Origin of the sequence: Streptomyces sp. DH10 (assembly GCF_029813805.1) — a bacterium.
In the GTDB taxonomy this organism is placed as follows: Bacteria; Actinomycetota; Actinomycetes; order Streptomycetales; family Streptomycetaceae; genus Streptomyces; species Streptomyces coeruleofuscus.
Map to the genome: position 1 here is coordinate 225,374 of NZ_JARVKU010000003.1, position 23,478 is coordinate 248,851.

At 67.6% G+C, this 23,478-nt stretch carries 22 protein-coding genes and 2 tRNA genes; 7 read left to right on the forward strand and 17 right to left on the reverse strand.

Annotation, left to right across the window (positions count from 1 at the left end; genetic code table 11):
• Positions 1-83: 83 nt before the first annotated feature.
• Entirely contained in the window at positions 84-1,340 is a 1,257-nt protein-coding gene (locus QC385_RS07900) for an APC family permease (RefSeq protein WP_279540559.1), read from the reverse strand.
• A 191-nt stretch (positions 1,341-1,531) separates the two neighbouring features.
• Between QC385_RS07900 and QC385_RS07905 the strand changes: the two genes are divergently transcribed.
• On the forward strand, positions 1,532-1,798 hold the full coding sequence (locus QC385_RS07905) for a GlsB/YeaQ/YmgE family stress response membrane protein (RefSeq protein ID WP_279540560.1): 267 nt from the start codon (positions 1,532-1,534) through the stop codon (positions 1,796-1,798).
• A 272-nt stretch (positions 1,799-2,070) separates the two neighbouring features.
• Here the strand turns inward: QC385_RS07905 and QC385_RS07910 are convergent, their stop codons facing one another.
• A complete protein-coding gene (locus QC385_RS07910; protein ID WP_086842684.1) occupies positions 2,071-2,559 on the reverse strand; it encodes a YajQ family cyclic di-GMP-binding protein in 489 nt (162 codons plus the stop codon).
• A gap of 221 nt (positions 2,560-2,780) precedes the next feature.
• Between QC385_RS07910 and QC385_RS07915 the strand changes: the two genes are divergently transcribed.
• Positions 2,781-2,862: transfer RNA gene (locus tag QC385_RS07915), tRNA-Tyr, on the forward strand.
• A 164-nt stretch (positions 2,863-3,026) separates the two neighbouring features.
• Here QC385_RS07915 and QC385_RS07920 read toward each other — a convergent pair.
• The 13 genes from QC385_RS07920 to QC385_RS07980 all read right to left on the reverse strand — a co-directional run bounded on the left by QC385_RS07920 (position 3,027) and on the right by QC385_RS07980 (position 14,999).
• Positions 3,027-4,394 carry a tyrosine-type recombinase/integrase gene (locus QC385_RS07920; protein WP_279540561.1) on the reverse strand — a complete coding sequence of 456 codons (1,368 nt, stop codon included), beginning with the start codon at positions 4,392-4,394 and terminating at the stop codon, positions 3,027-3,029.
• Between the two features lie 69 nt (positions 4,395-4,463).
• Positions 4,464-4,652, reverse strand: coding sequence for a helix-turn-helix transcriptional regulator (locus QC385_RS07925; RefSeq protein WP_234846103.1), 189 nt, complete (start codon positions 4,650-4,652; stop codon positions 4,464-4,466).
• 159 nt (positions 4,653-4,811) lie between these two features.
• Positions 4,812-6,065: a DUF3631 domain-containing protein gene (locus QC385_RS07930; RefSeq protein ID WP_279540562.1), complete on the reverse strand. Its 1,254-nt coding sequence runs from the start codon at positions 6,063-6,065 to the stop codon at positions 4,812-4,814.
• Positions 6,062-6,484 (reverse strand): hypothetical protein, encoded by a 423-nt coding sequence (locus QC385_RS07935; protein ID WP_279540563.1) that lies wholly within the window; start codon positions 6,482-6,484, stop codon positions 6,062-6,064. The genes QC385_RS07930 and QC385_RS07935 overlap by 4 nt, the downstream gene beginning before the upstream one ends.
• Positions 6,481-7,407 carry a bifunctional DNA primase/polymerase gene (locus QC385_RS07940; RefSeq protein WP_279540564.1) on the reverse strand — a complete coding sequence of 309 codons (927 nt, stop codon included), beginning with the start codon at positions 7,405-7,407 and terminating at the stop codon, positions 6,481-6,483. The genes QC385_RS07935 and QC385_RS07940 overlap by 4 nt, the downstream gene beginning before the upstream one ends.
• Entirely contained in the window at positions 7,404-8,096 is a 693-nt protein-coding gene (locus QC385_RS07945) for an SAM-dependent methyltransferase (RefSeq protein ID WP_279540565.1), read from the reverse strand. Before QC385_RS07945 ends, QC385_RS07940 begins: the two co-directional genes overlap by 4 nt.
• An 87-nt stretch (positions 8,097-8,183) precedes the next feature.
• Positions 8,184-8,492, reverse strand: coding sequence for a hypothetical protein (locus QC385_RS07950; protein WP_279540566.1), 309 nt, complete (start codon positions 8,490-8,492; stop codon positions 8,184-8,186).
• A 209-nt stretch (positions 8,493-8,701) separates the two neighbouring features.
• Positions 8,702-10,819 (reverse strand): hypothetical protein, encoded by a 2,118-nt coding sequence (locus QC385_RS07955; protein WP_279540567.1) that lies wholly within the window; start codon positions 10,817-10,819, stop codon positions 8,702-8,704.
• A gap of 2 nt (positions 10,820-10,821) precedes the next feature.
• Positions 10,822-12,327: a hypothetical protein gene (locus QC385_RS07960; protein ID WP_336621275.1), complete on the reverse strand. Its 1,506-nt coding sequence runs from the start codon at positions 12,325-12,327 to the stop codon at positions 10,822-10,824.
• Positions 12,328-12,511: 184 nt separating this feature from the next.
• Positions 12,512-12,850, reverse strand: a complete 339-nt coding sequence (locus QC385_RS07965) for an RRQRL motif-containing zinc-binding protein (RefSeq protein WP_279540569.1) — start codon at positions 12,848-12,850, stop codon at positions 12,512-12,514.
• Positions 12,851-12,854: 4 nt separating this feature from the next.
• A complete protein-coding gene (locus tag QC385_RS07970) occupies positions 12,855-14,450 on the reverse strand; it encodes a hypothetical protein (protein ID WP_279540570.1) in 1,596 nt (531 codons plus the stop codon).
• A complete protein-coding gene (locus QC385_RS07975) occupies positions 14,431-14,724 on the reverse strand; it encodes a DUF6284 family protein (protein ID WP_279540571.1) in 294 nt (97 codons plus the stop codon). Before QC385_RS07975 ends, QC385_RS07970 begins: the two co-directional genes overlap by 20 nt.
• 95 nt (positions 14,725-14,819) lie before the next feature.
• Positions 14,820-14,999 carry a hypothetical protein gene (locus tag QC385_RS07980; protein ID WP_279540572.1) on the reverse strand — a complete coding sequence of 60 codons (180 nt, stop codon included), beginning with the start codon at positions 14,997-14,999 and terminating at the stop codon, positions 14,820-14,822.
• Between the two features lie 408 nt (positions 15,000-15,407).
• Between QC385_RS07980 and QC385_RS07985 the strand changes: the two genes are divergently transcribed.
• Positions 15,408-16,169: a GntR family transcriptional regulator gene (locus QC385_RS07985; RefSeq protein ID WP_279540573.1), complete on the forward strand. Its 762-nt coding sequence runs from the start codon at positions 15,408-15,410 to the stop codon at positions 16,167-16,169.
• Between the two features lie 328 nt (positions 16,170-16,497).
• Positions 16,498-16,863, forward strand: coding sequence for a hypothetical protein (locus QC385_RS43960; protein WP_336621276.1), 366 nt, complete (start codon positions 16,498-16,500; stop codon positions 16,861-16,863).
• Between the two features lie 121 nt (positions 16,864-16,984).
• Here QC385_RS43960 and QC385_RS07995 read toward each other — a convergent pair whose 3' ends face one another.
• Positions 16,985-17,998, reverse strand: a complete 1,014-nt coding sequence (locus QC385_RS07995; protein ID WP_279540575.1) for a hypothetical protein — start codon at positions 17,996-17,998, stop codon at positions 16,985-16,987.
• Between the two features lie 1,181 nt (positions 17,999-19,179).
• Between QC385_RS07995 and QC385_RS08000 the strand changes: the two genes are divergently transcribed.
• The 3 genes from QC385_RS08000 (at position 19,180) to QC385_RS08010 (ending at position 22,481) form a co-directional block, all read left to right on the forward strand.
• Positions 19,180-20,361 carry a restriction endonuclease gene (locus QC385_RS08000; RefSeq protein ID WP_279540576.1) on the forward strand — a complete coding sequence of 394 codons (1,182 nt, stop codon included), beginning with the start codon at positions 19,180-19,182 and terminating at the stop codon, positions 20,359-20,361.
• A 211-nt stretch (positions 20,362-20,572) separates the two neighbouring features.
• A complete protein-coding gene (locus QC385_RS08005) occupies positions 20,573-21,574 on the forward strand; it encodes a hypothetical protein (protein WP_279540577.1) in 1,002 nt (333 codons plus the stop codon).
• Positions 21,575-22,371: 797 nt separating this feature from the next.
• A tRNA-OTHER gene (locus QC385_RS08010) sits at positions 22,372-22,481 on the forward strand.
• 173 nt (positions 22,482-22,654) lie between these two features.
• Here the strand turns inward: QC385_RS08010 and QC385_RS08015 are convergent.
• A complete protein-coding gene (locus tag QC385_RS08015; protein WP_279540578.1) occupies positions 22,655-23,041 on the reverse strand; it encodes a hypothetical protein in 387 nt (128 codons plus the stop codon).
• Positions 23,042-23,478 lie beyond the last annotated feature (437 nt).

The window sequence follows — 23,478 nt, forward strand, 5'->3', positions numbered from 1 at the left end:
CGGACCGAGACCTCTGACCGGCAGCAACCGAAGCGGGCCTAGACAGCAGCCATGAGGCCATGGCCACGGCAAACAGGGCAGTCCTACGCCCTCCCGGCCCTCGCCCGCACCACCCGCCGCACTCCGTACGCAACGACACCCACCACCAGCACACCCGCGCCCACGACCACCGAAACCCACGGCAGCGAGAACGCCAGCACTGCGCACCCGACCAGCCCGACCACCGGCACCACCCGTGCCGTGGGCGCAGAATCCAGCGTCCAGGCCGACGCGTTGGCCACGGCGTAGTACGCCAGCACCCCGAAGGAGGAGAACCCGATCGCGCCCCGGACGTCCACCGTGGCGGCCAGGACGGCGACCACCGCACCCACGGCCAGCTCCGCCCGGTGCGGCACCTGGAAACGCGGATGCACGGCCGCCAGCGCGCCCGGCAGATGCCGGTCCCGGGCCATGGCCAGAGTCGTCCGCGAGACGCCGAGGATCAGGGCGAGCAGTGACCCCAGTGCGGCGACGGCCGCACCGATCCGCACCACCGGCACGAGCCAGGGCATCCCGGCCGCCCGAACAGCGTCGGCCAGCGGCGCCGTCGCGTCCCCGAGACCGTCCGACCCCAGCACCGAAAGCACAGCCACCGCCACACCCGCGTACACCACCAGCGCGATGCCCAGCGCCAGCGGGATCGCGCGCGGAATGGTGCGCGCCGGGTCCCGCACCTCCTCACCGAGGGTCGCGATCCGGGCGTACCCGGCGAACGCGAAGAACAGTAGACCGGCCGCCTGAAGCACGCCGCCCGCACCGTCCGAGGCCCCGATGTCCAGCCGCCCGGCATCCGCCTCGCCGGACACCAGACACACGACCACCACAGCAGCGAGGACAGCCAGGACCACCGCCACGATCACCCGCGTCAGCCACGCGGACTTCTGGACACCGCCGTAGTTCACCGCCGTCAGCGCCACCACGGCCGCGACCGCCACCGCGTGCGCCTGCCCCGGCCAGACGTACGTGCCCACGGTGAGCGCCATCGCAGCACAGGAGGCCGTCTTCCCGACCACGAACGACCAGCCCGCGAGATACCCCCAGAACTCCCCGAGCCGCTCACGCCCGTACACGTACGTACCGCCCGAGGCCGGATACAGGGCGGCGAGGCGAGCTGACGACATGGCGTTGCAGTACGCGACCACGGCGGCGACGGCGAGCCCGAGGAGCAGTCCGGAGCCGGCCGCGTGCGCCGCGGGCGCGAGGGCGGCGAAGATCCCGGCTCCCACCATCGAGCCGAGTCCGACGACGACGGCGTCCCCGACGCCGAGGGTGCGGCGCAGTCCGGAAGCGGAGGCTGTCATGCACCGCACCCTACTGATCAGTGCAACCGGCGGATGCCGTCAGGGCGTCCTCCGCACCAAGACGGTGTGAACGCGCCCGGCAAGGACGCCGCACGCGGAACACCGGCGTACGACGCACGAGCACGGCCCGCCGGGAGCAAGATCACATGGCCGGGCAGTGCGGGCACAGCGCGAAAGGGCAGGTTCACGGCATGACCATCATCAGCTGGATCCTCCTGGGACTGTTGGCCGGAGCCATCGCGAAGTTCCTGCTGCCGGGGCGCGACCCGGGCGGCCTCATCGGCACGACTCTGATAGGCATCGCGGGAGCCTTCATCGGCGGCTGGATATCGGCCCGCTGGATGGACCACCCGATCACCCAGAACTTCTACGACGGCGCGACCTGGGGTGCGGCGATCGGCGGATCGCTCGTCCTCCTGATCGCCTACCGCCTCCTGTTCGGCAACTCACGCAGCTGACCGCGCGCGACGCGCGGCCGGCATACGCCCACCGCCCCGCACAGCCCCAGTACGGGTCGGCGCCCACCGCCCGTGAGCACGCGCCACGACTGGCCGGCGCCCACGGCCCACGCCGTGCCCGGCACGCACACCGCCCGCGCCCGGGACGCGCCCATCGACCGCGGCCTGCATGCGAGAAGGGTGGGCACCCAGCAGGTGCCCACCCTTCCTCGTAACCATGCAGACCGGGAGCCAGCCCGTGCAGACCGGGAGCCCCGAGGCCCCGACCGGACCTACCGGTAGTTCACGAACTGCATGGCGAAGTCGAAGTCCTTGCCCTTCAGCAGGGTGATGACGGCCTGAAGATCGTCACGGCTCTTGGAGCTGACCCGCAGCTCCTCGCCCTGCACCTGCGCCTTCACGCCCTTGGGGCCCTCGTCGCGGATGGTCTTCGCAACCTTCTTCGCGTTCTCCTGGGAGATGCCCTCCTTGATCGACGCGAAGATCTTGTACTCCTTGCCGGAGAGCTGCGGCTCGCCCGCGTCCAGAGCCTTCAGCGAGATGCCGCGCTTGATCAGCTTGGACTGGAAGACGTCGAGGATGGCCTTCACCCGGTCCTCGGAGTTCGCCTCCATGAGGATCTGCTCACCGGACCACGAGATCGAGGCACCCACGCCCTTGAAGTCGTAGCGCTGCGAGATCTCCTTGGCGGCCTGATTCAGTGCGTTGTCGACCTCCTGCCGCTCGACCTTCGAGACGATGTCGAAACTGGAGTCGGCCATGTCCTGTGGCTCCTTGTATCGGGGTGCGTATCGTGCGTACCGGCGTACGTGGGCGGCCGCCGGGCCTGTTCAGATCCCGGGCCGCATCCGCACAAGCCTAGCCACCCCCCGCCCTCCGAGCGCCGATCAATCGGGTGGCGAAGCACCCCTCCACATCAGGTATTGTTTACGTCGTTGCCACGGAGCGCCGCCGGAAAGGCGGTTCGACGGGCAGCAACCCCGGCGGTGTGCCCGAGCGGCCAAAGGGAGCAGACTGTAAATCTGCCGGCTCAGCCTTCCCAGGTTCGAATCCTGGCGCCGCCACAAGACCGAAAGGGTCTGTGACCAGCAGCAATGCTGATCGCAGGCCCTTTTGGCGTTGACGGGCCCGAACTGATCGTTATGGGTGCTTTTTCCCAGTGTGTCTCACCCTGATTCGGGTGCTGACCAGTGCGTGTGGGGCAGGCGTGGGGCAGCTTCCGGGCGTCCTAGCTGCCGTTCTTCAGCGCCCGCTCGATTCGGGCGTTCGCCGTGGCGGCGCCGCCGTCCAGGCACTTCGCGTACACCCGGAACAACACGGCCACACTGTGGCCGGCCCGTGCGGCCACCTCCTGTGGTTCCACCCCGGAGCTGAGCCACGTGGACACGGCGGCGTGGCGAAGATCATATGGACGCTTCGCCAGCAGCGACGCGCACTGGGCGGGCGTGAGCGCACGCGCACGGGCTTCCGCCCACACCTCGCCGTATCCGGTGTCCTGGATGAGTCCGCCGCGTTGTGTCCGGAACAGCCGCCCGTCAGGGGCGACGCCGTACGCCGTGACGTGCCACCGGAGCAGGTTCACGAGATCGGGCGGGATCGGCACGGTGCGGACTGCTTTCCGGGGCCGGTGCTTGAGCCCTCGCCGGTCGTGAGCCTCGCCGCTGTCAGTCCAGGCTGACCCCGAGCGAGGACGGGTCTCCCGCAGTCGCAGAGTGCCCCATCCCCGGCGGGGCAGGTCGCAGTCCTGGAGACGGAGACCGATGACTTCCGCCGGCCGTGCTGCCGCGTAGTACATGCAGCCGAAGAACGCGACCAAGCGCCGGCCGCGGGGGCTCTGTGTACGCACGGCATTGAGCAGGGCGAGAGCCTGCCGGGGCTCTGGCACTGAAGCGGGGTCCAGTTCCTCAGCTACCTGCTCCGGAGCCTTCCACTGCACCTGTGGCAGGGGGTTATCCGTCAGGCGTCCGGCCTCAACGGCGTAGCCGAGTGAGTTGTGGAAGATGGCCCGCTTCCGGCGGATGGTCGACGCCGCCGCCGTGGTGCCGTCTAGCTTCCTGGTCAGGGCGTCCAGGGCGGCGCGTACCTGCATGCGGTCGGCCAGCGCGGACGTGGGCAGGGACTTCCGCTCGAACCACGCCAGCACGGCGGCTACATCGTCGGGCGGGTCCTGGTCACGGCGGCTCACGTTGAATGCCCAGCTATAGAGAGCCGTTCGAACCGTCGTGGCGTCGGCCATGCCCTTGGTGTCCTTGACGAGAGCCGGCGTCACAGTGGCCATGGCTTCCGCGAGTGTCCGGCGAGTCGAGCCGGGGGAGTGCTGCCACTTCATCTCGATGTACTCGCGGGCGTGCTGGTACCAACTCACGTCGTTGCGCTGTCGCAACTCAGAGAGCGGTACCCCGGTGGACTCGTCGAACGGCTCGCCGGCGTGTGCCGCCCGCAGCAGCTCAGCACGTCGGCCCTCGGCCAGCGTCTTGGTGCGGAACGTCTGAGAGTGCGGAGTCTCACCCGTTTTCCAGCGCAGTTCCGCGGAGGTCTGTCCTCGGTCCTTCCGTTGCCGAACGGACCAGATTCGAACGTCGTACGTCTTCCCCATCGGGGGCCTTCCTGCGAACGGGGCCCGGTATGAGCCGGGCCCCGTGGGTGGGTTGGTCAGTCGGAGTAATCAATAGGCGGGGGAGTCCAGGTTGTTGAGCCAGTCGTCCAGGTCGTTGCGGCGGACGCGCAGGTGACCGTTGGGCAGCTTCACGAGTCGCGGCGCCTGTCCACGGGCACGCATGCGGTAGAAGGCGGCGCGGCTCATGCCGATCTCAGTGAGGACTTCGGGGAGCTTGAGCATCTGGGGGCGGGCCAAGGTGCACTCCTTGTCTCTGTCTCTCTTCTGGGGAACCCGCAACATCCGCCACGCCGCAACATTGCTGGTCAGCGGCTGGAATCTGTGGCGGATGCCGGTTGTGTTGCGGATAGATGCAGCCACGCGTGCTGCGCGGCGGCATGGTCGGGGAACGGCTGGTCAGCCAGCGATGCGGAGCTGGCGTGTGTCGGTTTCCGCGTGCATGTGGCGGCTGCCGGAAGGGTCTTCCGCCACAGATTCACCCCCGTTGACCTGCGGTGTTGCGGGTGTTGCGGATGTTGCGGATTCTCGGGGGCCCGGGGGGCAGTATCGGGCCCAGGCGTCGCTGAGGTCCTCGGCGTAGTAGCCCTTCGGGGTCGTGCTGCCGACCCGGATTCCGCGCGGCTTGATCGGGGTGTTGTCGGGGCGCACGTACTGGCTCAGGAGCTTGGACAGGGCGCGCGCGGTGAGCGGCTTGCTGCTCTGTCCGTCCTCGCTCATGTCGGACCAGGGAGCGTCATCGAGCTGGAGGAGGACTTCCAGGATGGCGGCGGTGGGCATGCGGTCCACGCCGCAGAACACGCGGTCCCGAAGGTCTGTGAGGAGCTTGACGCCGAGGGAGGCCTGGTCACCCTCGGATGCGGCCTTGATGAGCGCGACACACGCGGCGCGCGCCCGCTCGGGCCAGTGTCCGCCGGCCGCGTCCGCGACTGCGAGCAGTGGTTCCCACACGTCCGCCGGCCGGTCGGTTACGCCCTCGGGCATCTCCGGCCACGCGGCGGCGATCTCGTCGTGGATGGTGGCGGTCCACTCTGCGAGCCGGTCACGCAGGATGTGGCCCTGCTTCTCGTGGATGCGGCGCCGGTAGGGCTCACACTTTTCGTTGGGCGCCTTCTTACGCATGCGGATGATGACCGACCTGGTCAGGATCGTGTCGGGCAGCGAGCCGAGTCCGGCCATGGCGACCGCGCAGAACGACGGGAAGAACCCTGCCTTCTGCTCGGAGCCTTCTCCGACGCAGCGCAGGGACTTGGCGCCGCGCCGGTAGCCGGAGTTGAGGAAGCCGCGGACCTCTTCGTTCCCGCCGGCCTTGGGCCCGAAAACGGTGTCGATCTCGTCGAACAGCAGCGTAGGTGTTCCAGCATCCGCCGCCACGAGTCGGAACAGGGCGTTGGCGGAGGCGTTGACGGTGGTCGCGGAGCGCGGGGTGAGCGTTTCGATGATCTCCAGCGCGCGGGACTTCCCGGATCCGGGTTCGGGGCTCAGGAACGCGATGCGGGCGGTGCCGTCGAGTGCGTCGATGAGGTGGGCGTGGGCGTCCCACAACGTGACGGCGACGTAGGCGTGTTCGGTGGGGAAGACGTTGAAGCGCCGGTGGAAGGCTTCCACCTCGTCGAGCAGCGCGGCGCCGTCGATGGCGTTGATGGGGGTCATGCGGCGTTCCTCCCTTCGGTGGGCGCGGCGGGCGCCCCGGTGCAGGCGGACTTGTGGGCCTCGTACTCGGCGACCAGTGCGGCCACGGCGTCCGGGCCAGTGGCGGTGGCTGTCAGTCCGCAGGTGCAGGCGTAGGCGGCGGTGGGCAGGGCGCCGGGCCGGGTGGACCAGCGGGCCCCGTCGTAGTGGTGGCGGTAGACCGGTGGGGCGAAGATCCGGATACCAGGTTCGTCCGGCGTCGGGTCTGCTCCCGGCCGGGCCGGGGAGCGGTTCGAGCGACCAAGACCAGTGACGACGCCCTTGCGGGCGGCGCCTTTCGGCTCGCCCCCGGCCGCGCGGTCCACAGGCTGTGGAGCGGCGTTCGGCCCGGTGGGGCGGGATGTGGGGCAATCCAGGCGGGGGGAGTCGGGGGCGGTCATGAGGCTGCCTGCCGTGGGGTGGCGTGGGCGATGACCCAGTCCATGGCGCTGCGGATGGTGGTGCGGCACTCGGCCGACGGCAGTCCGCTGGCCTCCCCCGCCGCCTGGATTGCCTGCTCCGCCGCATCCCGGGGGAGGTCGCCCCACGCGACGAACCGCGCCACCTTGCAGGCGCTTCTGTGCAGGGTGTTGTTGCGGCCGTTCGGCCCGCCCTCGCTCGTCCCGGCGATAACCGCGCACTCCCGTTCCAGGGCGGCCCGGGCGGCCTTGGTGCCGTCCCGCAGCGGGGCAAGGTCCACCACGGTGGGCTTGCGGGGCTCGGTTAGCAGCACGGCGAGCCACTCCGGGAGCGGCGCGACCGGCGCATCGTCGGTCACCTCGTAGGCCCCGTCGGGGGTGGTGCTGCCGGGGGCGACGACGTATCCGCCCCATGCGCGGGTGTCGATGTGCGGCCCGAGCCGGTTCGCGCTGCACTTCAACCGCACCCCGGGCGGGGCGGTGAGATACAGGTGCTCGCCTCCTCGCGCGGTCCGCACCCGGTAGGTGGCGGGGACGGTCTGGCCGGTGCGCTCGCAGAGCGCCGCAAGGGAAGTCGCGCCGTCAGGCGCCCCTTTCGGCTCTTCGGGCTTGCACACGTCCAGGTCGACCACGAGCAGACCGGCCGGGCCGGTCGCAATCCCCACGTTGTACGGGCGCGTGGCCCACGTGGTGTGGATCAGTCCGGGGTTGGTGGTGGCGCGCTGTTCGGGGGTGCGGTGTCCGCTGGCGCAGCGGCCCGTGCCGGGGCAGTCCCGTTCGGCATGCCCTGCCGGGCGCTTGGCATGCGGGATCAGCGGGATGACGGGCCAGCCGCGTTCCGCCGCGGTGAGCGCGGAGGCAAGCCGGGGGAGGCAGGCCAGATCGGCGGACATGATGCTGCTCATGCCGCCACCCCCAGCATGGGGGCGAGCCGATCGAGTGCGGCGTGGCCGATGTGCTCGGTGTAGGCCGGGGGGATGCACTCGCGGATGCCGTCGCGGTTCATCCACGGCACACCCATCACGCGACGGGCGAGGTCGACGCCGGAGAAGTTGCCGACGAACTGTCCGTAGTGCCCGGGCGGGACGGGGCGGCCCATCTTGGCCTGTGGCACCAGATGGGCCGGGTGATCGGGTTGGGTGAGGGTGAAGCCGCCGCCGGTCTCGAAGTACCGGTGCCGGTAGTTGGCCAGCCGGAACATCTGCCCGCACAGCATCACCGGAGCGCGGAGCTTAGGCACCGCGCCCCGCACGTTCTCCAGCACCCACGGACGGCCGGTCGTCTCCAGCGCCGCGCGGGTTGGGGCGATCAGGTCGGGGTGATCGTTGCCTTGGATGCGCTGGCATTCGGTGTCGTGCTGGCAGGGCGGGGAGGCATGGATGAAGTCGAACTCCGAGCCGTGCTCCAGGACGAACGCGATCGCGTCCGCCTGCACGAACCGGAACGGGTAGCGGGGCTGCGGGTCTTTGTCGACGCCGGTCACGTCGAACCCGGCGTCGCCGTAGCCCTTGCCGGCGCCGCCCTGGCAGCAGTACAGGTCCAGTAAGCGCGGCCGTCGGCCGTGCACTCGCCGGAAGATGGCACATTGCGTCATGCTGGGAGACCTCCACAGGTCAAGTGCTTGGCAGGTGGACAAGGGCGGCCCCGGTTCTTGGCGGAGTGGGGGCCGCCCTTGGCATAGCTAGGTCTTGCTGCGGGCCAGGCGCAGGGTGATGCCGCCGATGCCGATGGGTCCGGCGACTCCGGCGATGACGGTGGCGGTGTGGGCCGCGGCGTCGAGCAGGAGGCACAGGGCGGCAACCAGTCCCCAGCCGCCGGCCGCGGTGGCACCGGCAATGGCGAACGGGATCAGTAAGCGCCGCCACGGGATGCCGGTCGGGGCGGGGTCGCGGACGACGATGACAACCGGCTGTCCGGTGGCTTCGGCGCGGCGGTAGGCGTCGGCGGGAATGTGCGGGGCGATGTTGCCCGGCGGGGTGCGGTGGTCCATTTCGCAGGCTCCTTGGGTGAGCCGCGGGCCCGCACCAACAGGTGGTGCGGGCCCCCTCGGATGGGTGGTGGTGCTTGTCGCGTGCTTGTCGTGTGGCTTGTCGCTTGTCTTGTCTTGTCGCTTGTCGCCTTGCAGGTCACAAGCCGTTTCAGGGCCTCTCAGACCCGTGAGAGCGGCTTGTGTTTTGGGGCGCGACAAGCGACAAGTGATCAGCTCTCGGGAGGCTGTTCGGGGGCGTGCTGGCGGTGGACGTAACGGGCCTTGGTGCCCTCCCCGACGCGGACAGCGGTGCCGTCCTTGACCCAGTCCCGCAGCCATCCGACGACCGTCTGACGGGATGTGCCGTGCTCGTCGGCGAGCGCGCGGGCGATCGCGGATGCTCCGGTGCCTTCACGGCCGGCGGCGAGCAGCAGCGCCAGGGCGGCCTGTTGGGCGGGGTTGTCCTGCTCGCCGCGCAGCGCGGACAGGTTCAGCCCGCCCGGGGCCGGTAGCCGGTCGCTTCCCGTGGGGGTCTGCGGTTCGGGGGCGGTGCCGAACTGGGCGTCGATCTGCTCGCGGAAGCGGCGCAGCATCTCGTCTTCCGGCGAGGCGGGAACCTGCTCCGAGCTGTTCAGGGCGGACAGGTTCAGCCCCGTCGCCACCGTGCCGGTGGTGTTGGTGTCGGCGTCGCTGGAGGCCTGCTCGCGCATCCAGGCGGTGCGGTCGCTGTCCCAGCGGCGGGCGTAGGCGGGCCCGGCGGCCTTGGCGGACACGGCGTCGAGGGTGGGGTGCCGGTCGGAGGTGGCGGCGATGATCTCCCGAATCTGGTTGGGAAGGATCCGCCAGGCCTTGAACAGCGCGGCCGGGGACTCCGGGGTGCCCATGAACCCGGCGCCCTTGTGGGGTGCCTGGTCGACGCGCAGTCCGCGGGAGCCGGGGAACATCTTGGACAGGTCCATGCCCTCGGTCTCACCGCCGGTCAGGGCAACCCTGACCTTGGCCTCCCGGCGGATCATGAGGTTGCTCAGCACGCTGCCGGTCGCTCCGAGAGCGGTCAGCACGGTGCGGATGCCCATGGCGCGGGCGATCCGGATCACTTCCAGGATCTTCTCTCCGAGCTTGCGCACCTGCCGGTCCGGGCTGGAAAGGATCTCCGCACCCTCGTCGATGACCAGCATGATCTGCGGAATCTTCGCGCTAATCGGCAGCAAATCGGTATTGGCCTTGGCCAACAGGTCCTGGTAGCCCATCTTGCGGTGCTTGGCGACCCTGACCGCGGCCTCCAGCATGACCATGGCCTCGTCGTACGTCCCGGCCAACCAGTCGATACCAGGCCGGACCGCCCTGCCGTCCGGAGCGCTGATCTCGCCGTTGAGGGCGGGGAGCACCCAGGGCAGGCCCGCGGATCCGGCGTTGAGGTCGATCACCCAGGTCAGGATGTCGTCGGCGCGGGCGAACCCGGCGAGGATCGAGTGGACCATGTTGGTCTTGCCCGATCCGGTCGGGCCGACGATGAGGGCGCACTGCTCGCGCAGGTAGGTGAGGATCTGTTCGGCGTTGGTCCGGTAGCCCCACGGGATGCCCGTGTGTACGGAGAGGGGCCCGTAGTCGCTGGGGTAGGTGCGTTCCTGCTCCAGGACGTTGACGGTGGTCACGTCGATGATGACGCGGCCTTGGTGGATGCCGGGCCCAGCGGTGGCGGTGCAGCCGTGCGGCAGGCCCGCGTCCGCGGACAACGCTGCCGATTGGGCAGCAATCCTGTTCCAGGTGGCGCCGCCGGGCGGGAGTTCAGCGTCGATGGAGTACCCCGCACCGGTCTCCCACCGCTCGACTCCGACCACGCGCACGGTGATCGAGCAGACCCGCTGAATGCGGTCGACCCATTCCGCGGCGATGGCCCGACGGTCGGCGGACAGCTCGGCAGCGATCTGCCGCTGCTCGGCCGCGATGGCCTCCTCCTCGCGGGCTTCCTCGAACAGGGCACTAGAGCGGGCGGCAGCACCCATGCCCACACCCATCGTGGCGAGGGAGCCGAGAGCGGCCCAGGTCAGAGGGCCGTGGGTCATGGCCCAGGTGGTCCAGCCAGCACCGATCAACCAACTGGCGGCGCGGGTGGCGAGGGTGCGGCCGGCGTTGCGCACGCGCAGGCCGACCACGGTGTGGCCGAGGGCGCCGGCCGCGCCGACGGCGAGGGCCCAGCCCGGGGGCATGGAGGTGGCGGCGCCGGTGGTGGCGACGGCGAAGGCTCCGGTGGTGGCGGACAGGGCGCCGGTCACGGGTCCGTGACCGGCCGCCCAGTCCAGCACCGGGCCACTGGGCTGCTGTTGCTTCGTGGCGGTGGTGGCCATGATCAGACGTTCCAGCCCTTCTCGGCCTCGGTGCCGTTGCGGGGGTCCTCGTGCCGGGCGATGTCCTGGGCGTGGACCTGGCGGAACACCGGGCCCATGTCCTCGGCCACGGCGACGGCGCTCATCAGGGCGCCGAAGATGTCGTTGAAGTTGTCGGCGATCTGCTTCTCCAGCGGGAACTCACTGTCGGAGCGCTCGGCGAGGATCTTCATCACGTTCGCCACGCTGGCCAGCGCGGCGGGCAGGCTCTCGACCATCGCCAGGATCTCCATGCAGCCATCGGGCTCGTAGGAGTTGGCGGCCTCCTCCATCTCGGAAGCGGCCTCTTCAAAGCGGAAACCGGACACGTGCTCTCCCTCGATCGACGGGGTGTTCGTGCTGGTGGGAACGGTGGATGCGGGCCGCTCGACGCCGTCCGCGATGCCCTCGGTGCCGTCCTTGACTGCCTCCGCATCGGCGGCAGCTTCCTGCTCGGCCTGTTCCTGGCGGATCAACTCATCCCGCGCGGCCCGCTGCTCGGCAGCGACACCGGCCAGCCGCCGGTACAGGCGCCGCCCCGGGTGGACGAGGGCGGGGATGCCGAGCTTGCGGCCGATCGGGCTGGTGACCAGCCCAAGCAGCCCGGCCGGGAGGGCGAGCAGCGCGGCGAGCAGGCGACGGCCGTGACAGCGGGCCGCGGACCGGCGCAGCGCCTGTCGGGCCTCCCTGCGAGCCGGGGCCTTACGGACTGCCGCGCGCTTGGCCGCGACCGTGCCGGCCGCCTGCGCATCCCGCAGCGCACGGCTCTTGCCGACCGCCCCGTCCCGAGCGGCGCGGGCCTTACGGACAGCGGCCCCGAGCATCCGGCCTGCCAGGCCGCCCCGGCGCCCTGCCCGGGACGCTTTCCCGGTGCCGCCGCCTGCTGCGCGGGCCTTGGCGTTGCGGCGGGCGTCCGCGACCGCGCGGCGTGCGGCGGTGGTCTGCGCCCGCTGCCCGGCACGGGACCCGGCCGCAGCCTGCTCCGCCGACCGCAGAGCCTTGACCTGCCCAACCCGGCCCGCAGCCCTACCGAGGGCGGCGGCCGCGCGCTTGGACACACCATGACCAGCCTTGCTGCGGGCCTTCCCGACCGTGGCGGCGGTGCTGCCGTGCCGGGCAGACGAGCCGGATCCGCGGCGGTGCTGACCGGGCACACTGCCAGACCGGCCACCGGAGCGACCACTGCGAGCCGCAGACGAACGCCCCGCGGCGCGGCTGCTGGGAGCTCCGGCACCGCTGCGGCGCAGGCCCGCACTGTGGGCGACGGACCGGCCGGCGGTACGGGCGGCGGCCCGACGGGCCTCCTTGCGGGGGTTGGCCTTGCGGCTGCGAGTGGCGGCGACGGTGCCGAGGACCACGGCGCCGGTCGCGGCAACCATCGCGGCGACCGGGCCGCCGGCCAGGGCCGCGGTGGCGACCATGCCCACGGTGCTGTTCGCCCCGGAAAGAGCGAGCGGGACGACCGGCCAGCCGCCGGGCGTGTGCTCCACCTCGGCCTCAACCGGGGCCGGAGCTTGCTCCGTTGGTGCAGGTGGGGGCGGGGGCGGTGCGGGTGCGGGAGCCTCTACGGCTACCGGCTCTGTGCTGAGTTCCGTCATGCTGTGAGCACTCCTTAAGGGGAGTAGGGCCCGGCCAGGGCTGTAGGAGGTTGCTGGCCGGGCCTGCCAACAGGGGTCAGGCGGCGCGCTGTTCGTCGGGGTAGGCGCAGGTGACGCACATGCCGAGCGAAGTGGGGATGACGTATCCGGCATCCCGTCGGCATTCGGGGCAGATGCGGCGGGCGGCGTTGGCCTTGGCCAGGGCCGCCCACTTCGCGGGCGTCATCGGGCGGACGGGCTTCGCGGTGTCGATGCGGTAGAGGTAGGCGACCAGCGGTGCGCGGCGGCGCCGCGGGCGTTCGATCTGCGCGGCTACGTCCTGCCCGCCGGGCCGCAAGCCGCGCGCCCGGAGCTGTCGCAGGGTCGCTAGTCTTTCCGGGGCCAGGTGCCACGGGTAGGTGGGGATGCTGGCCATGGCGTCAGGCGGTGCTCAGCGCGCGCGGCTGCGCGGCAAGCTGCGCGGCGCGCGCGGCACGGAAGTCCCGCAGCCAGTTCCGCGCGTTTCCGGGGTCCACCCCGAACCGCTCCGCCAGCTCCGCAGCGCTCGGCTCAGTAGGGTCGGGGCCGCTGAGGGCGTTCAGGTAGTACACCCAGCCGTTCTGCTTTGCGGGCGACTTCCACGCCGTCTCCCCGCCCACCATGGCCCCGTCCGGGCCTTGCGGGTTCAGGGCGGCCAGGTCGCCGCAGAGCCGCTCATACAGGGCCCTGGCCTCGTTGATCTGCCCGTCCAGCACCTGCACCGCGCGCACCCGGGCCTGGTAGTTGGCCTGCGCCTGCTCGGCCTGAGCGTTGAGTGCATCGAGGGTCTGCCGCTTGGCGTCGACCTTCTGTTGCGCCTCGTTGATGACCTCCTGCGCATGCTGCCGCGCGTGCTGTTCGTCCAGCTGCGCGGCTTCCGCGCGCTGCCGCGCGGCCTGCTCCTCTTGCCGCGCAGCCTCCGCGCGACCGGCCACATCGTCGCCCTGCTCCAGCAGGCTTGCCTGCTGCCGGCGAACCTCTTCGAGCTCGGTGCGCGCGGCGGCCAGTTCCTCGGCCGCGCGCTGCCGCGCACTCTCGGCCTCGTGCCGTGCGGCTTCCGCGCGCTGCCGCGCATCCTCCGCCTGCTCGGCCAGTGTGGAGACCTGCTCACGCTCCACCGCCGGGGTGATCGCGAGATTCTCGATCAGGGCCAGGATGGCGGCCGGTTGACGGTAGTCCAGGGCGGCGAACGCGTCCGCGCCCGTCAGACAGGACAGTCGGCGAGCCAGGGCGAGCGCCTGCTCGCGGTCGACGGCAACGTCGGCCCGATCCAGCGCCTTCTGTGCCTTGCGCCGCCAGCGGCGCACCTTCCGCGCCTTCCCGGCCTCCAGGGCCAGGCGCAGCCGGTAGACACGCAGCGCAGCCCGCTGCGCCAATGCAGCTCGCGCGATCGCCGACGACGAGGTGCGGGCGTCCAGTCCGAGCAGGGCGAACAGCTCAGCCCAGGCGTGCTGCCACAGCAGCGCCACCATCCGGGCGGGGCCCGGCCGGGCGGTGTCGTCGTCCTGGTCGGGGCGGATGTGGTGCAGCTTGCTGCGCAGCTGGAGTTCGATCAGCCACGCGGCCAGCGCCGGCACTGCGGCCAGCACGGGACGGGCCCACCAGTTCGGGGCGTGTACCGCGTTCATGGCTGCGGAGAAGGCCACCAGCATCCACGCGGTGCGGTGCATCAGCCGCAGCTCACGCGTCCACCCCTGCTCGGGGTCGGCCGCGCGGTACATCATGACCAGCAGCGTCATCTCCGCGGCATCGAACACCGCGATGAAAGCGACCGCCAGAGGTACCGGCAGGTTGCAGGTGTCGGTGGCGAAGCCCCACAGGCCGTGCACGCTGACCGCCACGCCCCCAAGGGCGACCACGGCCTGCGGGCCGATGCCGGACAGCCACGACGACCTGCGCAGCTGCCCCACACCCCACATCGCCAAAGCGAGGGCGGCCACCGCGCCGGCCAGCCACAGCCAGGGGCCGGAGGGGAGGTCAGGAAGCCAGGACAGCACCGCCGGCCACCTCCCCAGCGGCCTCAGCGGGGCCGGTGGCGCGGTTGGCGAGCGCCGCCCGCTCGGCCAACACCTTGTTCGCCGCCCGGCGCAGCCGCCGCGCACCGAGAGCGGACGCCGGCCGGTCCAGCAGCGCAATCTGCACGTCCAGCAGCTCCAGCTCCGCCTCAATCAGCGGCGCCTCACGCTCGATGGCATCCAGCTCCGCATCCGTGGGCTCCATGAACGGAGCGAACGCGGTAACAGCGGCCTGAACAGTAACGATGGTCTTCATTGGGTCGTGTGTCCTCTCACAGGTGTACGGCCCGACAGCGCCCCCGGAGTGCCAGCTCCGGGGGCGCGCCGTTGATGGATGAAGCAGGTCTGAAGTCAGCGGCGCAGGGCCCAGGAGATGAGGCCACTGACGGCGTTGGTGCAGTCGGTAACCCGGCCCGACTCCAGCTCGTCGGCCCGGTCCTCCATCTGCTTAGCGGCAGCGTCCTTGCCCCGGTCACGCAGAACCTGCGCCGCCTCACGGTTTTTCGAGGCCTGTGCCTTCAGGCGGTCCATGAACAGTCCTCTCGACTGAGAAAGGTTGAAGCCCACACGGCTCCCCGCACCCCGCCCGTACGGCACGCGCACTAGGTGCGGAGCCGGACGGACGGGGGAGGCAACCGGCCCGCAGCCGCTCAGGGCTGCGGAGAGGTCGAATCGCGCTGTTCGTCACGCGGGAGTTCCGCGTGGCCGCCTACTTGGCCGAGGAGAGGCGGCGTGATCCCCATGCAGTTGTCAAGGAACATCCAGTTCAGGGACTTACGGCGAACCGCAGTAGCCCTGTCCGGCATAAAGACCGACTCAACGGTGTTGGTGGTGTTGTACCAACAACCGATGCCCTGAGTGTTGCCTCAAGTCGCTACGACCGTCAAGGCAAAGGGCGTATGTTGTTGGCACAAGTCAGCCAACTAGCAGGGAGGCACCGTGCGGGAGCAGCGCCCCAGGTATCACCGAATCGCGGATGACCTGCGAGGACAGATCGAGCGGGGAGAGCTGGAACCGGGTCAACAGCTCCCAACGGAGTTCGAGTTGGTCGAGCGATACGAAGCGAGTCGTAACACGGTCCGCCTTGCTCTGCGACGCCTGACTGAAGAAGGGCTCATCATCGCTGGTCAGGGGCGGGGTAGCTTCGTTCGTCGCAGCCTGACACCGGCCGTCTGGGACTGGTCCGTGCTGGAGTCACGGACCCGGCACCAGTCCAACGATCGCGGTGACCAGTGGGCCAGCATCGTGGCCGAAAGCGGTCGCCAGCCTCGCCAGGAAGTTCGTGTCTCCATCCGGCGCCCACCAGCCGAAGTGGCGGAACGTCTGGAGCTAGATCCTGAGACGGCGCTGACTGTCGTCCGGGAACGAGTGCGCATAGTGGATCACGACCCGTATGCCCTAGCTGACTCCTACTTCCCGGAAGAGCTAGTCCGAGGCACGCCGTTGATGCTGCCCGAAGACGTGTCAGCGCCGGGTGGCGTGCTGGCCAGCGTCGGCCTTGTCCAGGCTCGCTATCGGGACGAGATCACTGTGCGGATGCCGACTCGTGCTGAGGTCGAAAAGCTATCTCTGCCCTCCGCCACCCCTGTCGCTGTACACATGCGCACCGGCTACGACGAGAACAACCGGCCCCTACGAGTAATGATCACGATCCTTCCGGGAGACCGTCATGTCATCAGGTACGACGTTTCGGCAGACTGAGCGCGTCTCCCAGGAGCAGGTAAGAGTGAAGGCCCTACACAGCATCGATCCGACGTTGCCGACCGACCAATACCCGGAACGGGTCTGGTACACGTCCTACGGCTCGAACATGCACCTCGATCGACTTGCCGCGTACATCCAGGGTGGTCGCCCACCCGGTGCGGCAAGGAAGTACCCAGGGTGCCGAAACCCGGCAATGCCCGCCCGGTCCATCCCAGTTGAACTGACCGGCGCAATGTACTTCGCAACCGAGTCACCTGTGTGGGGAGGGGGGAGGGCCTTCTATGACCCCCAGGTGAGTGGGCGAGTGCTGGCCAGAGCTCACCTGGTGACTACCGATCAGTTTTATGACATCGCTGCTCAAGAGATGTACAGGCAACCGGGCGCAGGCCTTGATCTGGTGGACGTGCTCGCACAGGGCCGCGCAGTGCTAGGTGAGGGCCGATACGAGACCCTTGTGTGCGCTGGTCAGGTCGATAAATTGCCGGTCCTGACCTTCACCGCCCCGTGGGGCGTGCAGGACGTCGAATGGGTTCCGCCTTCCGCCGCCTACGTACGTTTCTTGGCTTCAGGACTACTGACCGCCGGCGCATGGGACGTAGAGGCGGTGGCTTCATACGTATCGACATGCCCCGGTGCCGCCGGTCACTGGTCGGAGCAGGCCATCTGTGATCTCTTGGGCGAGGAAATTTGAACCGCTGGGCTGCCGGCGCGGTACAACATTCTCTACTGCATCAAGGTTGCGGCGATCCCAGCGCCGCGCCGACGATTGTCCACCGCAGCATCCCCCAGTTCATAGGTTGCCTGCCGTGGATTCATGGTCGCTGGATGCCCCGTACGGAATCAAGCAGTTCAAGTGATCGTGGATTGGTGTGTCCGTAAACCGCGGAGAAGCACACCAATCCGACCCCGCCGATGAGCAGGGGGGTGGCTGCTGCTGGCGCATCGAGGAAGCCGATACCGATGGCGGCGGCTAGGGTGAGTATGACGGCACCGAACAACCGCAAAGTTTCATGACTTCGGAGAGGAGTGAGGCCGGAAAGATTTGCGCTGTCCAGTAGTGCACCTGGGCGGCATTCTGCACAGCGAATCGCGATCACGAAGCTCAATTCGGCGAGCTCACTCAGTCCAGCACTGGGATCGACGTCAACTTTTGATGTGGCTCTTTGGATTGCTGCTGCTACTAGGGCAGTGTGTTCCTTGAGTGCTTTGCGGCGGCCTGATCCTCTCGAAGTCAAACGTCGATCCGTAGCCACCTTCGGAAGAACTTTTATGAGTTGCTGGGCGATCTGGTCGACTCGGCGGTAGGCCGATCTGCGGTGCGGTATTGAAGCGTTCAACGCTAGCGTGGTTTCCCACAATAATGCGGCACATAGTGCCGGTATGGGTTGGCGAATGCTGCGGTTGTAGTCAGTGGGTCGATCATGGAACAACAGCGCATTAACTTTTTGGCCAGCCGCCTCAATAAGCAACATAATGTAGGCCGCGGAGATGAGGACCCAGCCAGCCCATGATTGATCGGCGCCAAGGAGCCAGGAAAGTGAAAGAGGTTGAAAAGGAGGCGAACCATTAACGCTCGGGTACGTCCCTGTTTTGGTTAGGATGTAATCCAGGGTGGATAAGCCGCCGAAGATGATCGCCAGGCGAAAGAGTATGAGCCGGCGAGCCTGAAATTCGTATGCCGAGCGTCGTATCTCTGCGCGAACGTGTAGAGGGGTGCGGCCCGTCTGCAAGCCGTGAGTGCGAGCCGCGCCATCAAATGCGTGTACTAATATGTCGGCGTCGAGAAGAACCTGCGACCTCTGTTTGCGTGTCAGCCGGAATATCATACTTCTCCTACTTCAGTGCAGGTGAGCGCCCCCCCCGCATCGGTGCTAGTGATTGTGCCGGTTTCCGCTGGGTTGTGTGGGCTCTTCGCAGTGGCTCGTCATCGGAATGAGAGCCCACTGAGCCGAGCAGCCGCAGGGGACTCAAGCGACGCTTTGGCCACACTGCAAACATCCCCAGCCAACACAGGTGGATCACACTGCAAACGGAGCGAGGGTGCGGAGGCCGCTCGAACGGCACGGAGACCGCTCCGACCTGCAAGAAGGGTGCAGGTTGTTTGACCTGTTTTTCATTCCGCGAGGATCAGTTTTTAGCCAACTATCGTCCCCCTGGGACACCTTCCGGGACAACCCCCGGTGCGACCCTCGACCTGCGCGGAAAGGGGTGCGGGTGCCTTGCGCACCCTACGTGGATTGGCCACCGCGACATGGGCCACTTCCCTGCACGGAGTATGGGTGACACGCTTCGTGATCGAACGGGAAACGCGGAGTTTTGCCGTTAGGGGCGGCGGCGAGTGACGAGCTGATCAGCCGGTACCACGTGAGCTGCCGCGCTGTTCTAGAAAGTGAGCGACCTCCCGCGCTATCGGGAGGCCGCTCTAACACCCACCCCAGGCATACGAGGAAGAAGGTGTTGTCATGACCTTACGCGGTCGCGCCGCCCGAATGCAGGGCCGCCGAATCAGGCCGTCGATCTATGTGCCCATAATGCTGTCGCTGGGAGTAATCCCAATTGTGTGGGTCTGTCCGGACCTCGCGGCTCCAGTCAGCACAGCCGCCGCTGTCCTGGCCGCTTCCGTCCACGGACTCAGTGGTCGCCGGAGCGCTCAGCAAGAGCAGCGGGCTACGAACCACGACGCAAGCGACGCTATCAACCCCGGCGTGGGTAATCCCTCCTGATCTCGCGGGCTTCAGGTATCGGGGGCGAAAAAGACGTGCGTCCCCCATGCCTCCCCCAGCGAGAGCGCCGCTCGGAAATTGGGCAGGTCAGCCGGGGCTCAGCTAGCCCGCTGTAAAGCTGCCGGTCGGCGTGGTGGGGCCGATGAGGGGCAGTCGGTGGCTGAGTCGGCGCGGGGCGGGCTGCTGGTGGTGTCGTAGCCGCCTGGTAGATGTAGTCCGTGATTCCCTCTCCTCGCTTAGCCGAACTGGACGTTCCCTTCACGGACCTTGGTGAAGCTGACTTGGTGGTCGACGCTGTCTACGCCGGCGGGACCCTTGGACACTCCGGCGATGACCCCATCGGCAAGCTGCTACCCGGTACCGGCAACCAGGGAGGCTTCCGCTATGCCGGGTCCCCGGTGAAGGGGACGGTGCGCCTGGCGGTGCTGTACACCAGCGGCGGAGCGGTGGACTGGCCGGATCACCTGGACACCGAGACCGGCACCTTCACCTACTACGGTGACAACCGCACCCCAGGCAAGGGTCTCCATGAGACACCGCGTAAGGGCAACGTGCTGCTGCGCGATGCCTTCGCTCTCTCTCATGGGTCTGCTGAGGACCGGGCCAGCAGAGTTCCCCCGTTCCTGCTCTTCGAGAAGGCGGCACCCGGCCGTGCGGTCCGCTTCCGCGGATTGCTTGCCCCAGGCGGACCGACACTGGCAACCGACGACGAACTCTCGGCGATCTGGCGCACGACCGACGCGCAGCGGTTCCAGAATTACCGCTCCCGCTTCACCGTGCTGGACCAGGCGCGCATCCCTCGTGCCTGGATCCGGCATGTGTTGGCCGGCGGCAACCCCCTGGAAGGCGAGTGTCCGGAAGCCTGGCGGGCCTGGGTGGAAAGCCGCGTGTATCGGCCGCTGCTCGCACCGGCCACGACGGTCATACGCTCAGCTGCCCAGCAGCTTCCCGATGACCGCGTCGGCCAGGCCATGCTGGCGGAGATCCGGGAGTACTTCCGCGGGTGTGAAACAGACTTCGAGGCGTGCGCCGTAGCCGTCTGGCGGCTGATCGCTCCGGCCACGGGAACAGTTGATGTGACGCGGCCGAGCCGGGACGGTGGACGGGATGCGGTCGGCTCATACGTTCTGGGACCCCCGGCGGCCCCGATCAGCATTGACTTCGCCCTGGAAGCCAAGTGCTACGAACCCGACAACAGCGTCGGCGTCCGGGAGGTCTCCCGCCTTATCTCCCGCCTTCGGCACCGCAATTTCGGCGTGCTGGTCACCACTTCCCATTTCAACCGACAAGTGCAGAGCGAGGTGCACGAGGACGGGCACCCGATTGCGCTCGTCTGTGGCCGCGACATGATTGACGCGCTGAGGCAGCATGACAGGACGACTCCCGCAGCCGTGTGTGAGTGGCTGCGACAGAGCTTCCCGCGCCCAGTCGAGGTAGATGGGCCCGAGTCATCTAATAACCAGTGAGAGTCCCGTATCAGCTGTTTCGTCCAATGCTGCTGTGAAATACCATATTTTTCGAGATATCTCCCCTACCTCCCTGTCGACGTGAAGCGGCCAAATCAGGGCCTGCGCTTACTGGTCGAAGCTCCCGCCCGCGGCCGTCATTCGCAACACGCAAACGTGTCTGGATTCACGTTCATCAGCGGTGTTGCCGGGCGGTAGCTATGATCTCAACATGGCGTCCTCTCGATTCAGGCACATTCTCAACACGGTAAAAGAGTCTCCCGGTGATGCCGTTACATACCTCACGGTTGCGGCAATCGTTGCAGTCACACTGCTCGACATGTTCGAGGTTATTTCCCTTGGTCAGGAGTTCCTGTCCGGGGCGGCTATTGTGGTGCTCAGCGCATTCCTAGTGACCTTGTTGGCTAGCCGGAAGGATGCCATCGAGCAAAAACAAGTGCTGCATGGCGTCGTAACTGACCTAAGCGTCATCAAGCGAGATATCGAAATTCGAGGAGTGGGGGCTCATGTCATTGAGATTCCACAAGAGGAAATCGGTGCCCGCCTTGATGAACTTTTGAATTCGACTCATTCCTGGCATTTTCGTGGAGGATTGGGCGGCTGGCAGCGAAGCACCGCGCTTCCTTCCCTGTCGACTGTTACGAATCGAGATATTACATATTCTATGCACATCTTGAATCCGGCCGACGAGGATCTATGTCGTCGATATGCAAGTTATCGTGCAAGTGCGGGGCAGCGGACCGGTACTACAGATCCTGAGAATGTGCGCGATGAGCTACTTGCTCTTCTTTACGCGGTATCCTGGTATAACGAGCGAACTCGTATCAAGGCTGAAGTGTCATTTCTTCACAGCTACAGCCCGCTACGCTACGACTTGAGTGATGCTGGGCTTATCGTCACCGTGCCCGACATGCAGGAGCGGGCCATCTACGCTCCGGCTGGCGGTTGGTACTGCACTTCGGTTCGGGATGAGATGGATCAGGCAAGTAAGGCGCTTTCAGCTGCCGTACTACCGTCAGGTCAGGGCATGTTTCCGCAACATTGGAGAGATGTCCGCGCGCCTCACGTAAGGGCAGCTTTGGAAGCGGTTAGGATCCGACCTAGCAGGCTCTCTGGCCAGTCAAGTCAGTCGTTGCTGACAGGCTGGGCCGACAGCTCGGCTCTAGACTTCGAGAAGATCGCAAGCATGCCCTTTATGGGGAGGTCCAGCTAACATGAACCCACTCCGGCGTGCCGTTGATATTTTTCGCACAGCTCCACTGAATGGCCAGGATTTTCCTGACGGTCCAGAGCTTCTACGGTTTCTCGCCGATGAATCGGACAGCTTTACTGCGTTTCGGCATCCTCTGGGGTTCGTGCATGCTGAACTCACTGCTCTTGCGGGTGAGGTATCGTGCGGCACTAGGGTGCGCGTGCATGTTTGGACCGAGCCCACTCGGGGCGGCGACGCACTCGGGCTAGTTCACGATCACATGTGGCGCCTCAGTAGTATGGTTTTGCTAGGTCAACTGGCCGATATCGCAATCAGGGCAGTTCCTGATCCGCAAGGCTCTCATGATGCGATCCGCGTAACATATGGGAAAGTGAACGAGTTTGCTCACGAAGGTAGAGTGGTCTTGCAGGAGACTAGTCGCCGATACGTGACGGCTGGTGAGATGTATGAAATCCCATCACGATCGATTCACGAGACCGTTATTGTTCGAGCGCCGGTTGTCACCTTGCTTGTTACACAAGACGATCCCCCCGGTTCCCCCGGGCCAATGATCTTCGCGCCTCACCCGGCTGAACCTGCTGGGACGGCTATTCGGGAGCCTATTGCACCGGAACAATTCGCGGCGCTCTGCAGGGCCGTGGCAGCTGAGGCGGGAACGTGAGGTGAGACTGTACGCCTGTGGCGGCCTGCAGTGTGCTACGGCGCAACTGCAGATGCTCAGCTACCGAGGGTGCCGCCCGACCACGGTAGCTCGGCTGGACGCTGAACCACCGGGTGTCACCAACCGTGGGGCCCCCGCGGGGTAGTCGAGCCTGAAGCGGCCAGAGGTGCAGGCCACACGCCGTCTGTCGCGCAGACTGTAAATCTGCCGGCTCAGCCTTCCCAGGTTCGAATCCTGGCGCCGCCACACTGGGGAAGACCCCCTCTGATCAGGCTTTTCACCTGGTCGGAGGGGGTTTTTGTTGTGCCTCGGTGCTCGACTCACGGTGGACGGGGCGTGGACGTGTCTCACCTCGTACCGCCCGTATCCCGCCTTTGATCAGTGCGTGTCCCCCAGGCGTCCCCCGGGGGTGAGCATGATCACTCCGGCTCGTTCCACTCCCGCAGGGCCGCATCGATCCGGCTGTTCGCCCGCTCGCGCGTCTGGTCAAGGACCTTGGCGTACACCTTGTGCAGCACCGCGATGCTGTGCCCGGCACGGCGGGCACACTCCATCGCATCCACCCCGGAACTGAGCCAGAACGAGACGCCGGCGTGCCGCAGGTCGTAGGGGCGTCGGGCCAGCAGCGAGGCCGTTTCCGCCTCGCTCAACACGTTCTTTCGGGCCTTCGCCCACACCACCTCCCCATAACCGGTTTCCTGTAGCAGGCCATCACGGTTCGTCCGGAAGAGCCGACCATCGGGCGCCGTGCCGTGCGTGTCGATGTGCTGCCGCAGCAGACGAACGAAGTGCGGCGGGATCGGCACCGGACGAGAGTCCTTCTTGGCGCGGGCCTTGAGGTGGCGCGTCTCATGCGCCGATCCGTCGTCGGTCCAGCTCCGTCCGGCCCGGACAACTCCTTGCCGCAGGTGAGCATCCCCCACCCCGTCTCCGGAAGGTGGCACTGGCTAACGCGCGGTCCGGCGGCCTCGGCGGGACGCATGGCCGCGTAGTACAGGCACCCGAAGAACGCTTCCATGTGCCGCCCACGCGGGCCCTGCGCACGCACCCCTGCTAGCAGCGCGCGGACCTGGCGAGGGTTGGCGACGCTCTCAGGGTCCACCGCTTCCACCGACTTCGGGGCGGTCCACTTCACGGCCGTGATCGGGTTGACCGGCATGGTGAAGTACTGCTCTTCCACGGCGAGTCCGAGAACGTCACTCAGGCAGGTCCGCTTGCGCTTCGCGATGCGCGGAGATGCCTC